The sequence below is a fragment of the Tahibacter soli genome, assembly GCF_025717065.2.
Classification (GTDB): domain Bacteria; phylum Pseudomonadota; class Gammaproteobacteria; order Xanthomonadales; family Rhodanobacteraceae; genus Tahibacter; species Tahibacter soli.
Genome location: NZ_JAOVZO020000001.1, coordinates 387966 through 402922, shown reverse-complemented (window position 1 = coordinate 402922; position 14957 = coordinate 387966). Strand labels below are relative to the sequence as shown.

The window sequence follows — 14957 nt, the reverse complement described above, 5'->3', positions numbered from 1 at the left end:
GTGGCTTTGCAAGTCACTCGAACGGTGTCGCCCCGACTCACGCAGCCGGGGCGAGGCGATCTTCGCGCCGCGCCGCCGTCGCCACGTTGCCGTAACTGCGCGCACGACAAGAGCGCTGCCACGTCAACGCGGGCGCGCAACTTGTGCAAAATTCGGGATTCGTTCGACCGCGCATGCCTTAGCCGGCGCGCAGTTTTGCAACGAAAGTCAGGCGTGCGCGAGCAGCGGCGGCAGCGGACAGTGCAGGCTTGCGCAGATCGTGCGCAGCAGTTCGGCTTCGGCGACGCTGACCGCGCCGTCGTCGCTGATCGCGCGCGTCAGCCCGCGCACCAGCAATTCCTTGCCGGCCGGCTGCAGGCGATCGAGCGTCGCGAGCGCGCGGTCGAGCGCCTCGACGGCGTCGTTCGGCGGCGCATACGCCGCGCGTGCGTCCGGCAGCGCTTCGGCGAGTCCGAGCTGAAACGCTCGCTGCGCGGCTGCGGCGTCGGCGTGGCCGCGTTCGGCGACGACGGCGCAGACGTCGACCACGGCGTCGCGGCACTGCGGCAGGCGCAGGCTGCCGGTCGGACGCGCGCGCGACGGATCGAGCGCTTCGAGCACCTGCACCGATACGAGTTTGGAGAGGCAATACTCGTCGACGTCGATGCGGCCGTCGACGTTGTTGAGGCCGTTGAGCAGCACGACGAACTGCTGCAGCTGCGGTCGCGGTTTGCGGCGCAGGAGCGGAAACGCGAGCGACGCGAGCGGCAGGCGCTGCATCGGATGCGCTTGCGCGACGAGCGCTGCCAGCGCCGCGACGCGATCGCGCACGACGCCGTCGCGACCGCGCTCGACCAGCGCCAGCTGGCGTTCGCGCACGGCCCCGTCGCGCGACAGCGCGAGCGCGAACACCAGCGCTTCGACGTCGGCCGGATCGGCCGCGGCGTCGCGCAGCGCGGCGGGCAACGCGGCGCGAATCGCGCCGGCGGCGCGATAGTCGTCGGATTGCGGATGGCCGACCTGCTCGGCGACCTGCGCCGCCGATACCGCGAGCGACGCCTGCGCGTGCGGCAGGTCCGGCGCGGGCGGCGGCGTCTCGCGGCGCTTGCGATACGGTACTTTTGCGACAAATCCGGAAATGGACGCATCGGGATCGTCGCTGTCCAGGCCGTGCACCGGCTCGGTCCAGGCTGCCGCGATCGCCGCGAGTTCGCGTTCGTCGAACGTCGGATCGAGGCGCGCGAGACGCTTGCGCAGCGGCGGATGCGTCGCCATCAGCGCCGAATAGCCGATGCCGTCGCCGAACAGCATGTGCGCGACTTCCTCCGTGTCGGCGCGCGCCAGGCGCGAGCCGACGCCGAGCGCGCCGATTTTTTTCAACGCGCCGGCGATGCCGTCGGTCTGCCGCGTGAACTGCACGGCCGACGCGTCGGCGAGGTATTCGCGGTTGCGCGACACCGAAGCCTTGATCAGCCGCGCGCAGAAGAGGCCGATCGATCCGATCGCGAGCAGCGCGACGCCGAACATGGCGGCGCCGGCCGCGTTGCTGCCCGAACCGCGCGTGTTCTCCAGGATCTTGCGGCCGGCGACCGAGAGCACGAGGATGCCGAACGCGACGCCCATCAGGCGGATGTTGAGCCGCATGTCGCCGTTGAGAACGTGGCTGAACTCGTGCGCGACGACGCCTTGCAGTTCGTCGCGCGTGAGCTTGTCGAGCGCGCCCTGCGTCACGGCGACGGCGGCGTCGGACGGCGTGTAGCCCGCGGCGAACGCGTTGATGCCCGCCTCGCCTTCGAGCACGTAGATTTCCGGCACCGGCACGCCGGACGCGATCGAGATCTCCTCGACGACGTTGCGCAGGCGCTTCCACGCGAGGTTCGTCGTCTGCGCGGAAACCTGCGTCGCGCCGAGCCCGCGCGCAACCGCCGAGCCGCCGCCGCGCAAGCTCGCCACCTTGTACAGCGACGCCGCGCCGATCACGAGGAGCGTCACGATGCTCGCGGCGACGATCGTCGGCGCGTCGGCGAGCGGTGCGCCCGCATCGCCGTCCGCCCGCAGCGCGAGCAGCACGAGCGCGTCGACCGCCGCGACGATCACGAGCACCGCGAGCGCGAACAGCACGAGCATGCGGCGCGACGCGCGTCGAGCCCGGTCCTGATGCTCGAAGAAATTCATGCGCGGGTGGGCGTTTTCAGAACGAGATCTTCGGGGCGTCGCGTTTTTCCGGCGCCTCGATCTCGAGCACGTACGCCTGCCCGAAATTGCACATGTTCGCGACGATGTAGTTCGGAAACACCTCGCGCAGCACGTTGTAGCCCATGACCGCGTCGTTGTAGGCCTGGCGCGCGAACGCGACCTTGTTTTCGGTCGAGGTCAGCTCTTCGGTGAGCTGCATCATGTTCTGGTTCGCCTTGAGGTCGGGATACGCCTCGCTGACGGCGAGCAGGCGCCCGAGCGACTGGTTCAACTGCCCTTCGGCGGAAGCGAGTTCGCGCATCGCGGCCGGATCGCCCGGATGCGCCTTCGCGCCGGCGATGCCGCCGAGCGAGCGCTCGCGCGCCGCGATCACCGCTTCGAGCGTTTCGCGCTCGTGCTTCATATAGCCCTTGGCGACTTCGACGAGGTTCGGTATCAGGTCGCAGCGGCGCGTCAGCTGAACGTCGATCTGCGCCAGCGCGTTCTCGAAGTTCAGGCGCCCGCGGATCAATCCGTTGTAGATGCCGATGAAGTAAAAGACAATGCCCGCCAGTACGACCAGCAATACGATCAAGAACATGCTCTACCCCTTTGTTCCAGCCGCGCTTTGTGCGCACCAATTCGAGCATAACATGCGGTTTTCCGCACTCCCGGGCGTGGCCGCGCCATGAGGCTCGCCCGCCTGGCCGGCCTCGTCTTCGGATGCGTTTTCGCCGTCGCGTTCTGCGACGCGAGCCACGCGCGCACACCGCGCGCGGCGCAGGCCGCGCAGAAGGCCACGAAGGCGCAGCAGGCCGCGAAACGCAAAGCCGTCGCCGGCAAGCGCAACGCCGCGCTGCCGCTCGAAGTGAGCGCCGCGTCGGTCAGCGCCGCGATGCCGCCCGCGAACGCGGGCCTCACGGCGGCGAACGACATGAACGGCTGGCTCGACGCGATCGAAGCGTCGGGCCAGGTCGCCGGCCTCGCCGTCGCGGTGGTCCAGGGCGATCAGGTGCTGCTGCAGCGCGGCATCGGCTACGCGGACGCCGCGACGCGCGCGCCGGTCACGCCCTCGACCGTGTTTCGCCTCGCGTCGCTGTCCAAATCGTTCGCCGCGACGCTCGCGGGCCAGCTCGTCGACGCGGGCTACCTGTCGTGGGACACGCGCATCGCCGGCGTGCTGCCGACGTTCGCGCTCAAGGACGTCGCCAGCAGCGAGCGCCTGACCGTGCGCGACATCATGAGCCATCGCGTCGGCCTGCCGCACAACACGTACGACCGCCTGCTCGAAGACGACGAGCCGTATCCGCTCCTCATCGACCGCCTGCGCGAAGTCGATCCGATCTGCGGCGCGGGCGACTGCTACAGCTACCAGAACATCGCGTTCAGCCTGCTCGGCGACGTGATCTACGCGGTGACCGGCGACTTCTTCTATCACCAGGTCGAAAAACGCATCTTCCACCCGCTCGGCATGTCGACGGCCACCTACGGCCGCGACGCGCTCGAGTCGAGCCTCGACTGGGCTCGCCCGCATACGCGCCGCGGACGCAACTGGATGCCGTTCCAGCCGCGCGAGAACTACTACCACGTGGCGCCGGCCGCCGGCGTCAACGCGAGCGTCAAGGACATGGCGCAGTACCTGATCGCGCACATGGGCGGCCGTCCGGACGTGCTGTCGCCGACGCTGCTCGAAACGCTGCACGGCGCGCAGGTATCGACGCCGACCGAACTGCGCTCGTCGCCGTGGCGCCGCAGCCGGCTGCGCGACGCGCACTACGCGCTCGGCTGGCGCGTGTTCGACTACGCCGGCGAAACGCTCGTGTTCCACGCCGGCGCGGTGCAGGGCTATCGCGGCGTGATCGCGTTCCTGCCGCGCCACCGCTTCGGCGTCGTGATGCTGTGGAACTGCGAAACCGCACTGCCGACCGGCATGCTGCCGATGCTGCTCGACCGCTATCTGTCGCTGCCGCAGATCGACTGGGCCGGCGTCGAGGGCCTGGAGCGCTCGACGATCGCCGTCGGCGGCGGCGACGAGTAGCCGGCAGCGAGACAGTCGTGGGCGTACCGCGGGTCTATACTGCGCGCGTTTCAGGGGAATGCCGCTCGTGCTGATCACCGAACGCTTCGTGCTGCTGGCGCTCGACCCGGCCGGCGGCACCGTCACCTTGCCGCGCGCGGGCACCGGCCTCGCCACGCTCTGCGCCGCCGGTCTCGCGCTCGAACTCGTCGTGCAACGGCGGCTGCACCTGCAGCAGCGCCGGCTCGTGCTCGAGGACCGCCTGCCGCCGGCCCATCATCTGCTCGACCGCGCCGCCAAGGCCCTGCACGACCGCAACGACGACGGCATCGCGAACGCGGTCGCCCGTATCGAGAAGCGTCTGGCGCCGCTGCCGCACGCGGTACTGGAGGGCCTCGTGCGGCGCGACTTCCTGCATCGCGAGCGCGACTGGCGCTTCTGGCGCCGCGACGCGCTGCGCTATCCGCTGCGTTCATGGCAGGCGCGCAACGAAGCGCAGCAGACGCTCGAACGCGCGGCGCTCGCGCCGGACGTCGCCGGGCTGTCGCTGCTGATGCTGTGCGATCTTGCGGGCGTGCTGACGCAACGCCTGGATGCCGCGCATCACGAGCGCGCGGCGGCGGCGCTGCTGACGCTCAATCATGTGCCCGACGGCGACGCCGAACGCACGGCGCTGGCGGCGGTGAGGCAGGCGTTGCTGGCGTAGGCGGCTCGAAGGAGGTGCGCTGCGCGCCTCTGCATCAAAAAGGCCGGCTTGCGCCGGCCTTGTGGATCCCGACCTTCGTCGGGATGACCCATCGGTGCGCGCTGCGCGCGAACCGATTGGTCACATCTTGAATTCGATTCTGCGGCGCACCGTCGCGTCGACCGGATCGCCGTTGCGCACGGCCGGACGGAACGTCCATTTCTGCACCGCGTCGAGCGCGGCGCGATCGAACGTGCGCGGCGGGTCGGAATCGACGACGCGCGCGTTCGCGACGCCGCCCGTCGTCGTCACGGTGAACTCGACCATCACCCAGCCTTCCTGCCGGCGGCGCACCGCCGTCGTCGGATAGACCGGCTGCGCCTGTCCCACGAGCACCGCGTCGCGGGTTTCTCCGCCGGCAGCCGGCGCCGGTGCCGCCGGCGCGGGCGTTGCCGCGGCCGTCGCGGCGCTGTCGGCCGGCGTCGTGCTCGCGGCCGCGGGCGGCGTCGCGCCCGGCGTGCTCGGCGCGCTCGGCGTCGACGCGCCGGAAGAAGTGCCCGCGGCCGGCGCCGTGCCGGCCGCAGGCGTCGCCGCGGCGGTCGCCGCGGGCTCGGCGGCCCGGCGTGCCGCTGCATCGGCCTGCGCCTGCGCCTGAGCCGCTTCACGGTCGACGATCTTGCGCTGCGCGTCGAGCTTGGAGCGCAGGATCGTCAACGTGTAGTTGTTCGCGTCGACCTTCGTCAGAAGTTCGATGACGCGCTGAGCACCGTCGATGTTGCGTGCGTTGATGTCCTGTTCGGCCGCGCTCGCGGCGAACGTGAACAGCTCGCGCAACGCTTCCTGCGCGCCGCTGTTGCCGGGCTCCTTCTCGAGAATCTTGAGGTAGAACTCCAGCGCGTTGTTGCTCGCCGGCGCGACGAGCCGCTGTTCGTTGAGCGCCGTGCGCGCCTCCTTGAACAGCTGGTCGACCGACAGGGAATTGAGTTTGTCGACCGCGCCGGGCGCGGGCGTCGCGTCCGCCGGAGCGGTGGCCGCGCCGGGTTCGGCGTTGGCCGACATGGTCGGCGCCTGTTCCAGCGTCGGCTCGACGGCCGGCTTGCGTACGAGGAAGTACCAGGCTGCCGCGCCGCCGATCGACAGCAGCACGAGCACGACGAGCGCAATGAGGACGGCGTTGCCGCGCGCGCGGCGAAGAGGCGAAAAATCGATAGTGGCAGCCATGGTTTCTCGTCGCAGGAAGTTTTCCGGGAATCCGCGCATCCCTATCGGTGTCCTCCGAGTCGGTCTCCTCCGACGGCCGCATCGCTTGGCTACCAGTGCTCCCCTGTGCCTACGCGGCCGCTTTGCGCGGACGATTCGAAGATAGCGCATTTTGCGACGGGTGTCGCAATCTGCATGCCATCGATCGGTTCGGTTCTTCGCCGCGTTACGCGGCCGTGCGCGACGGCGCGCGTACGGCCGTTGTCAGATTGCGCCGCTCGCCGGTCACTATTCGACGGGAATGCTGACGACGACCTTGAGATCGGGCGCGTCGAGATCGCCGCTGTATTCCTGCAAGGTCATGTCGCGCGTCTTCCAGCCCTGCACCGCGATCCACCCATGCGCCTGCTGCACGACTTTCGACAGCCCCTTGAGCGGGCCGACGTACGACACGCGCACCGCGCGCCCCGCCGGCACCTGCCGGCCGAGCACCAGCGCGTCCTGCGGCATCACGTCCCACGCGGCGCCGACGCCGGCGTCGTAGGTCCAGCTCGCGCCGTCGGACGCGCGCGTCAGGGTCAGGCGTTCGCCTTCGATCGCGAGCTTGTTGTCGCTGGCGAATCGCCACACCTGTGCGAAGGCGTCGCGCAGCGATTTGGCGACGAGCGCGGGATCGTCGAGCGAGACCGTGCCGGTCACCGTCACGATCTTGCGCGGCGGAAGCTCGACGACTTCCGGCGCGACGCCGGCGACGTCGACGTTCGGAAACGATTCGACCAGACGCTTGAGCTTCGCGAGACCCGCCTCGTAGTCGGGTCCGACCATGCGATCCATGGCGAGGCCCATGTAGCGGCCGATCACGTTGCGTACGAACGCGCCGTCGAACGCGAGCGGATGCCGGCCGTCGAACGACCACGTCACGCGCGTGCCGACGCCGTTCGGCGCGAGCGCGAATCGCGCGGCCGATTTGCCGTAGCCCTCGAACTCGAGTTCGATGTCGACCGACTCGTTCGGCGCGAGCGCGACGACGGTCTGGCTGCCGGTGCCGACATCCGCCTGCGCGCTCGCCCACGCGAGCTTCGCGCCGATGCCGCGCGCCGGGCCGCTGAGCGTGTACGTCGCGTTCGGATCGCGTCCGAACCACGGCGACCATTCGTTGAATCGCCTGAAGCCCGACAGCAGGAGGTGGATCTGCGACGCGGGCCGGTCGATCGTGATCGAACGTTCGACGTGCGACGTCGACGGCAGCACGAAGGCGACGCCGATCGCCGCGACGATCGCGACCAGCAGGTAGACGACGAGACGCAGCACCCAGCGCATGAGACTTCTCCGACGACGAATAGTCGGATGCTAGTGCTTGGGAGGCGTGCTCGAAAAGCGTCCGGCTCGGCACCAACAAAAAACGCCGCTAGAGGCGGCGTTTCTATCCGGCAAGTCCTCTCCCTGCGCTGGGCACCGCAGGGAGGGAAAGTACCGTTCTTGCGTTTGTTTCTTGTAGCGGTGTAGCGGTGTTACTTCGCGGCCGGCTTCGCAGCAGGCTTGGCGGCCGGCTTCGCAGCCTTCGTCGCGCGAGCGGCCTTCGCCGGAGTCGCCTTCTTGGCGGTGGCCTTCTTGGCAGTGGTCTTCTTCGCCGCAGCCTTCTTGGCCGCCGGCTTCTTGGCGGCAACCTTCTTGGCTGCCGGCGCCTTGGCCTTGGCGACCTTCTTGGCCGGCGCAGCCTTCTTCACGGTGGCTTTCTTCGCCGCGGCTTTCTTGGCGGCGGGTTTCTTCGCGGTTGCTTTCTTCATGGCCATACGTTTTAGCTCCTCGTCAGTTGGCAGTGGTTGCCCAGTAAAAGCGTGCAGAAACGCTTCGCACAGCAAATCGCTGTTGGTAGCGTGGCGGAGGTTGGCGACCTGCCGCCGCGTTCGTTCGTCGGAGAGGAGTCGAAGTACGTGTGTGGGGATCGAGACCGTGATCTTTCTGACCGCCTCGGCCTTCTGCCCGTGTTCGACATACGGGGCGATGTACTTAGCTGCCGTCATATCTCCGTTACGCGCGCGTTTCAACGGCGCGGAAATTATTCCTGTCGTTGTGCAGTGTCAACAAGTTTTCGATGCGCGACAAGCACATGCACGAAGATGCAACGAATCTCGCACCGCCCGATTCACGGCGCGATCGTCCGGCGGCGCGCGCGGTCGCGCGCGGCCCGAGCCGTCCAGACGTCTAAACGGATATCGCAAATTCGCATACGCCGCGCGCACGGCCGCAAACGCGACGCCGCGCAACGCCAGCAACGGCGCGGGGTCGAGCGAATCCACAAGTTTCTTTCCGCCATTCGGCCACAATGCCGCAGCGCGGAAGCGGCATGGCCCGCGCACGAACCGCGCAAGCGCCCGCACGCGTCGCGAGACGATGAACCGCGCCTAAAGCGCGAACGCCGCGACAGGGTCGCGGCGTTCGTCGTTCGCCTCGCGCACGGACGTCGCGAAGCGCGAAATGCGCAAAACTGCGCAGGCGATCGGCGGACGCGATCGCGCGTCGATCAGCGCAGCGCGGCGGCGAGCGCGGCGGCGAAGCGATCGAGATCGCCTTCCGTTTTCGTCTCCGTCGCGCATACGAGCAGCGCGTCGCCGAGCTCGGGATACTCCTCGCCGAGCGCGAAACCCGCGACGATGTTTTCGTGCGCGAGACGCTCGACGATGTCGTGCGCGGGCTTGGGCAGACGCAGCGCCACTTCATGGAAGAACGGCCGCGCGAACAGTACTTCGACGCCGTCAATCGCGCACAGCTTGTCGCGCAGGCGACGCGTGTTGTCCATCGATACCGCGGCGACGCGCTCGACGCCCTGCGGTCCGAGCATCGACATGTGGATCGTCGCGGCGGTGACGAGCAGACCCTGATTCGTGCAGATGTTCGACGTCGCCTTCGCGCGGCGGATGTGCTGCTCGCGCGCCTGCAGCGTCAGCGCGAAACCTTCCTTGCCGTCGAGATCGGTGGTGCGGCCGACGATGCGTCCGGCCATCTGGCGCACGAATTCTTTCTTGCACGCGAGAATGCCGAAGTACGGACCGCCCGACGACAGCGGCACGCCGAGCGGCTGGCCGTCGCCGCAGACGATGTCGGCGCCGGTCCTGCCCCACTGCCCCGGCGCCTTGAGCACCGCGAGCGACAGCGGATTGACGACGCCGATGACGAGCGCGCCCTTGGCGTGCGCCCAATCGGTCAGCGCGTCGACGTCTTCGAGCACGCCGAAGAAGTTCGGCTGCGGCACGACGAGCGCGGTGAAGTCGCCGAAGTCCTGCGTCGCGAGCCACGCCGGATCGAGATGACCGCCGGTCGCATCGACGTCGATCTCGACGACTTCGATGTCCTGCTGGTCGACGATCGTGTGCAACGTCTTGCGGTACGACGGATGCACGCTCCTGGGCACCAGCACCTTGCGCGGGCCCTTCTTCGCGCAGCGCTCGGCCATCAGCACGGCTTCGGCGAGCGACGTCGCGCCGTCGTACAGCGACGCGTTGCTGACGTCCATGCCGGTCAGGCGCGTCATCATCGTCTGGTATTCGTAGATCAGCTGCAGCGTGCCCTGGCTCGCCTCGGCCTGATACGGCGTGTACGCCGAGTAGAACTCGCCGCGCGTGACGATGGTCCACACCGCGGCCGGAATGTGATGCTCGTACGCCCCCGCGCCGGCGAAGTTGAGCGGCGTGCCGTCCTGCGCCGCGCGCTCCTTCATCAGCCGCGAGATCTCCATTTCGTTGAGGCCCGGCGGCACCTGCTCGAGCGCGCCGATTTTCAGCTCGGCCGGAATCTCGTCGAACAGGTCTTCGATGCTCGACGCGCCGATGGTCTTGAGCATCGCCTTGACGTCGGCGTCGGAGTGCGGAATGAACGGCATGATGATTTACTCGAATGCGGTGTAGAAAGCTGCGAGAGCGTGCCTGCGGCGCGCGTCATTCAAACTACGAGGGCGTGCCGACGGCACGCGACTTTCAAACTATGAGGGCGCGCCTGCGGCACGCCCTCGATGTGCAATGCGGATCGACCGGCGCTCGGGCGCTCAGTGATCCTCGGACTCGATCTGTTCGACGTACGCGTCGGGGTCGAGCAGATTGTCCATGTCGTCCTGCAGGCTCGTCGGCTTGATCACGACGATCCAGCCGTCGCCGAACGCGTCTTCGTTGATCGTTTCGGGCTTGTCGGCGAGCGACGCGTTGACCTTGATCACTTCGCCGGCAACCGGCGCGTAGACGTCGGACGCGGCCTTGACCGATTCGACCACGGCGCACGCGCCGCCGACTTCCACGGTGTCGCCGACGTTCGGCAGCTCGACGTAGACGAGGTCGCCGAGCAGGCTCTGTGCGTGATCGGAAATCCCGACCGTGACCGTGCCGTCGTCTTCGACACGCGCCCACTCGTGGGACTTCATGAATTTCAGGTCGCCGGGAATCTCGTTCATGGTCTCATCCTGATTGGTGGTAGCGCCGCGGCGCGAATTCTACACGGACGCGGCGTGATGCAAGAGTTGGCGGTTGGTCGTGCCGGTCGCCGCAGGGTCAGACGCCTTCCTGGGGCTTGCCGTCGCGCACGAACGGATACTTGACCGCGCGAACGGGCACAAGTTTGCCGCGAATGTCGACGGACAGCGCGCCCGGATCGCCGGCCGGCACGCGCGCGAACGCGATCGCCTTGCCGAGCGTCGGCGAGAAGGTGCCCGACAGGATTTCGCCGTCGCCGTTCGCCGTGACGACGCGCTGGCCGTGGCGCAGCACGCCCTTGTCGTCCATCACGATGCCGATCATCTGGCGCGGCGCGCCGTTCGCCTTCTGCGCTTCGAGCACGGCGCGGCCGGTGAAGGCGCGGCCGGCGTCGAGCGCGACGGTCCAGGCGAGGCCCGCCTCGTACGGCGAGACGGTGTCGTCCATGTCCTGGCCGTAGAGATTCATGCCGGCTTCCAGGCGCAGCGTGTCGCGCGCGCCGAGTCCGGCCGGGGCTACGCCCGCGGCCTGCAGCTTGTTCCACAAATCGATCGCCTGCTCCTGCGGCACGACGATCTCGAAGCCGTCCTCGCCGGTGTAGCCGGTGCGCGCGATGAAGAGACCGTCGCCTTCGCACGCGGCGAACTTGCCGATCTTCTCGGCCTTCGCGCGCGTATCTGGCGAAAACAGGCCGAGCGCCTTGGCACGCGCGTTCGGGCCCTGCACCGCGATCATCGCCAGTTCGGGACGCTCGGTGACCGTCACGCCAAACGGCTGCGCCTGCGCCGTGATCCACGCGAGGTCCTTGTCGCGCGTCGCGGCGTTGACCACGAGGCGGAAGAATTCTTCGGACAGGTAGTACACGATGAGGTCGTCGATCACGCCGCCGTCGGCGTTGAGCATGCACGTGTACAGCGCCTTGCCCGACACCTTGAGCTTGTCGACGCTGTTGGCGACGAGTTGCCGCAGGAACTCGCGTACGCGCGCGCCGCGAAGATCGACGACGGTCATGTGCGACACGTCGAACATGCCGGCGTCGCGGCGGACGGCGTGGTGTTCCTCGATCTGCGAACCGTAGTTGATCGGCATGTCCCAGCCGCCGAAATCGACCATCTTCGCGCCGAGCGCGCGATGGGTTTCGTTGAGTACGGTTTTCTGCGTCATGAGCGCGAACCTGGCGAAGGAAGTCGCGCATTATCGCGGGCGGCGAGCGCTATTCCAAGCGCATAAAGCCGCGAGGCGGCATGCGGAATCGCCAAACGCGCAAACGAACGTTTGGACGGCTGGATGGCGACGTGCTCTCAACGTTCGTCATCCCAGCGAAAGCTGGGATCCAGCCTCTAGTCTTTGCTCCGCACTCGTTCGCCGGGACGATTGGCGAAAGTCACAAGCTGGATCCCAGCTTTCGCTGGGATGACGAGCTAAAGCGGAAGCGCGGTGTACCGCTCGCGCCGCGCATCACGCCGTGCGCACGGCCGTCACGCCGCGCGCACGACGAGCGTCGCGCCGTGCACGCTCAGCACCTCGACGTTCGCGCCGGCCGGCAGGTCCGGCCCTTCGACGAGCCACAGCGAATCGCCGACGCGCGCCTTGCCGCGGCCGTTCTCGATCGCGGTTTCGAGCACGTAGCGGCGTCCGATCAGCTGATCGCCGCGGCGATTGAGCGCGCTCGCGGCATCGGGCTCGTTGCCCTTCTTGCGCAGTATCCGCCACCACACGACGCAGCTGGCGAGCGCGAGCGCGGTGAAGAGGAGGATCTGCGGCACGCCGCCGAGCGTCGGCACGAACCACATGACGAAGCCCATCGCGAGCGCGGCGAAGCCGATCCACATCAGGAAGAAGCCCGGCACGAGCATTTCCACGGCGACGAGCCCGACGCCGAGAATCCACCAGAAATAGTACGCGGTCATAGACGCCCTTCGTTCGGTTACGCGGTCGGCTTCGGCGGACGCGGCGCCTGCGCCGCACCTGCCGCGCCTTCGGTCATGGCCTTGGCCATTTCCGCGATGCCGCCGAGCGAGCCGAGTATCGCGGTCGCCTCGACCGGCATCATGAAGATCTTCTGGTTCGGCGCGGTCGCGACGGCCTTGAACGCTTCGACGTATTTCGTCGCGATGAAGTAGTTGAGCGCATTGATGTCGCCCTTGGCGATCGCCTGCGACACCATCATCGTCGCCTTCGCCTCGGCTTCGGCCAGGCGTTCGCGCGCCTCGGCTTCGCGATACGCCGCTTCGCGCTTGCCTTCGGCTTCGAGGATCGCGGCCTGCTTCTCGCCGTCGGCGCGCAGCACTTCGGACTGACGGGCGCCTTCGGCTTCGAGCACGGCGGCGCGCTTGTCGCGTTCGGCCTTCATCTGGCGCCCCATCGATTCGACGAGGTCGCGCGGCGGCTGGATGTCTTTCAGCTCGATGCGGTTCGCCTTGATGCCCCAGGGATGCGTCGCCTCGTCGATCACGTGCAGCAGCCGCGCGTTGATCTCGTCGCGCTTGGACAGCGACTCGTCGAGGTCGAGCGAACCGATCGCCGTGCGGATGTTCGTCATCACGAGCGCGGTGATCGCCTGTTCGAGATTCGACACTTCGTACGCGGCCTTCGCCGCGTCGAGGATCTGGTAGAACACGACGCCGTCGACGCGCACGACCGCGTTGTCCTTCGTGATGACGTCCTGCGAGGGAATCTCCAGCACCTGCTCCATCATGTTCATCTTCTGGCCGACCGTCTGCACGATCGGAAACAGGATGTGGATGCCGGGACTCATCGTATGCGTGTAGCGGCCGAAGCGCTGCACCGTCCATTCGTAGCCCTGCGGCACGATGCGTACGGTCTTGGAAACCGCGATATACGCGAAGACTGCGACGACCAGGATGAAAATAGCAGTGCCTGACATGTCGGTTTTCCCCTCCGTTTTACGTTATCGACAGCGCACCGCTGCGCCTTGCACCCCGGAACCTTGAAACGAAGCGCGCGTGCCGCCCGAGTATAGAGGAACGTCCTGCGACACCTCATGCCGACGGCGCGCCATACGGCGGTGTTACTATCGATCCCGCTCGCGCGGCTGCGCCAGTACCAATGCGGCCGTGCGTCCGGGGTGTGACCACACATTGGGAGGGATGAAACCTATGTACCGTCGATTGTCGCTGGCCGTCGGCGCGGCCCTGCTCGGATGCTCGGGCGTCGCGTTCGCCATTACCGATTCGGAAACCAACGCAAGCATCCCGTTCAGCTTCGCAAGCCCGGGTGCCCGCAGCCTCGGCATGGGCGGCGCATTCATAGGCCTTGCCGACGACGCGACCGCGGCCTACGCCAATCCCGCGGGCCTCACGCAGCTGCGCCAGACCGAAATCTCGCTCGAAGGCCGCCATACGAGCTACAGCACGCCGTACATCGACGGCGGCGGCTCGACGCTCAATCCGTTCACGACCACCGGCCTGCGCACGAACAACGCCGACACGTCGGAAAACAACCTGTCGTACCTGTCGGTCGTGATACCGCACGATCGCTGGGCGTTCGCGTTCTATCGCCAGGAGCTGGCGCGCTTCCACACCTCGTTCCTGACGCTCGAAGGCGCCGACGTCGGTCCCGAAGTGGTGCTGTTTCCCTTCAGCTCGGACGCCGACCTGCGCATTCTCAGCTACAGCGCGACCGCGGCGTACAAGGTCAGCGACCGCGTGTCGCTGGGCCTCGGGCTGTCGTACTACGACTTCCGCTTCGAAACCGTCACGGGCCGCGTCGACGACCTGCCGCAGGTGCCGATCGCGGCGTCCGGCCAGGTGCAGGACGGCGACGACGACGGCTACGGCTGGAACCTCGGCGCGCGCTTCGCGCTGTCGGATTCGCTGAGTCTCGGCCTCACCTACCGCCGCGCGCCGGACTTCAAGTACCGCGCGCTCAACGTGATCTTCTCCGACGGCGGCGTGCCGCTGCCCGATCCGGCCGTGTTCGCGTTCGACGGCGTGCGCTTCGACATTCCGGACGTCTGGGGCGCGGGCCTGTCGTGGCGTCCGACCGACGCGCTGATCGTCAACTTCGACGTCAACCGCGTCGAGTACTCGCAGCTCACCGACAACATCACGTCGATCTTCGGCATCCAGAGCTCGGCCAATCGCCTGCGCCTGGAGGACGGTACCGAAGTGCACCTCGGTGCGGAATACACTTTTGCCGGAATGACGCATCCGTTCAGCCTGCGCGGCGGCGTGTGGCACGACCCGCGCCATTCGGTGAAGTTCGACGGTACGCCGAACACGCTCGAAGACGCCGTGCTCGCGACCCTGTTCGCCGGCGGTCGCGGCGCCGATACGCACTACGCGATCGGCGGCGGCTGGGCGTTCTCGAAGTTCCAGGTCGACTTCGCCGCCGACTGGTCCGAGGGCGTCGATACGTATTCGCTGTCGGGCGTGTATCGCTTCTGATTCGCCGGTGTCGCAACGCAAACGGCGCCTCG

At 67.7% G+C, this 14957-nt stretch carries 13 protein-coding genes; 3 read left to right on the top strand and 10 right to left on the bottom strand.

What is annotated here, in order from left to right; all coding sequences use genetic code 11:
* Positions 1-207 precede the first annotated feature (207 nt).
* The gene (locus OD750_RS01715) at positions 208-2106 is read right to left on the bottom strand and encodes a M48 family metallopeptidase (RefSeq protein ID WP_272841746.1); all 1899 of its coding nucleotides are present in this window, start codon (positions 2104-2106) and stop codon (positions 208-210) included.
* Between the two features lie 64 nt (positions 2107-2170).
* Entirely contained in the window at positions 2171-2755 is a 585-nt protein-coding gene (locus OD750_RS01710; protein ID WP_263543722.1) for a LemA family protein, read from the bottom strand.
* A gap of 87 nt (positions 2756-2842) precedes the next feature.
* Here OD750_RS01710 and OD750_RS01705 point away from each other — a divergent pair, with 87 nt between their 5' ends.
* Both OD750_RS01705 and OD750_RS01700 read left to right on the top strand, forming a co-directional pair.
* A complete protein-coding gene (locus tag OD750_RS01705) occupies positions 2843-4192 on the top strand; it encodes a serine hydrolase domain-containing protein (RefSeq protein WP_263543723.1) in 1350 nt (449 codons plus the stop codon).
* Positions 4193-4259: 67 nt separating this feature from the next.
* Positions 4260-4877, top strand: coding sequence for a GPP34 family phosphoprotein (locus OD750_RS01700; protein ID WP_263543724.1), 618 nt, complete (start codon positions 4260-4262; stop codon positions 4875-4877).
* 120 nt (positions 4878-4997) lie between these two features.
* Here the strand turns inward: OD750_RS01700 and OD750_RS01695 are convergent, their stop codons facing one another.
* The 8 genes from OD750_RS01695 to OD750_RS01660 all read right to left on the bottom strand — a co-directional run bounded on the left by OD750_RS01695 (position 4998) and on the right by OD750_RS01660 (position 13403).
* Positions 4998-6077 (bottom strand): energy transducer TonB, encoded by a 1080-nt coding sequence (locus OD750_RS01695; protein ID WP_263543725.1) that lies wholly within the window; start codon positions 6075-6077, stop codon positions 4998-5000.
* 267 nt (positions 6078-6344) lie between these two features.
* The gene (locus OD750_RS01690; protein ID WP_263543726.1) at positions 6345-7376 is read right to left on the bottom strand and encodes an SRPBCC family protein; all 1032 of its coding nucleotides are present in this window, start codon (positions 7374-7376) and stop codon (positions 6345-6347) included.
* Positions 7377-7567: 191 nt separating this feature from the next.
* The gene (gene metJ, locus OD750_RS01685; protein WP_263543727.1) at positions 7568-8080 is read right to left on the bottom strand and encodes a met regulon transcriptional regulator MetJ; all 513 of its coding nucleotides are present in this window, start codon (positions 8078-8080) and stop codon (positions 7568-7570) included.
* Between the two features lie 500 nt (positions 8081-8580).
* A complete protein-coding gene (gene gcvPA / locus OD750_RS01680; RefSeq protein ID WP_263543728.1) occupies positions 8581-9936 on the bottom strand; it encodes an aminomethyl-transferring glycine dehydrogenase subunit GcvPA in 1356 nt (451 codons plus the stop codon).
* A gap of 162 nt (positions 9937-10098) precedes the next feature.
* Positions 10099-10497 carry a glycine cleavage system protein GcvH gene (gcvH, locus tag OD750_RS01675; protein WP_263543729.1) on the bottom strand — a complete coding sequence of 133 codons (399 nt, stop codon included), beginning with the start codon at positions 10495-10497 and terminating at the stop codon, positions 10099-10101.
* Positions 10498-10594: 97 nt separating this feature from the next.
* Positions 10595-11680: a glycine cleavage system aminomethyltransferase GcvT gene (gene gcvT / locus OD750_RS01670; RefSeq protein WP_263543730.1), complete on the bottom strand. Its 1086-nt coding sequence runs from the start codon at positions 11678-11680 to the stop codon at positions 10595-10597.
* A 314-nt stretch (positions 11681-11994) separates the two neighbouring features.
* On the bottom strand, positions 11995-12426 hold the full coding sequence (locus OD750_RS01665; RefSeq protein WP_263543731.1) for an NfeD family protein: 432 nt from the start codon (positions 12424-12426) through the stop codon (positions 11995-11997).
* A 17-nt stretch (positions 12427-12443) separates the two neighbouring features.
* Positions 12444-13403, bottom strand: a complete 960-nt coding sequence (locus tag OD750_RS01660; protein ID WP_263543732.1) for an SPFH domain-containing protein — start codon at positions 13401-13403, stop codon at positions 12444-12446.
* Between the two features lie 232 nt (positions 13404-13635).
* Here OD750_RS01660 and OD750_RS01655 point away from each other — a divergent pair, with 232 nt between their 5' ends.
* Complete coding sequence (locus OD750_RS01655; RefSeq protein ID WP_263543733.1) at positions 13636-14925, top strand: OmpP1/FadL family transporter; 1290 nt, start codon at positions 13636-13638, stop codon at positions 14923-14925.
* The last annotated feature ends 32 nt before the right edge of the window (positions 14926-14957 follow it).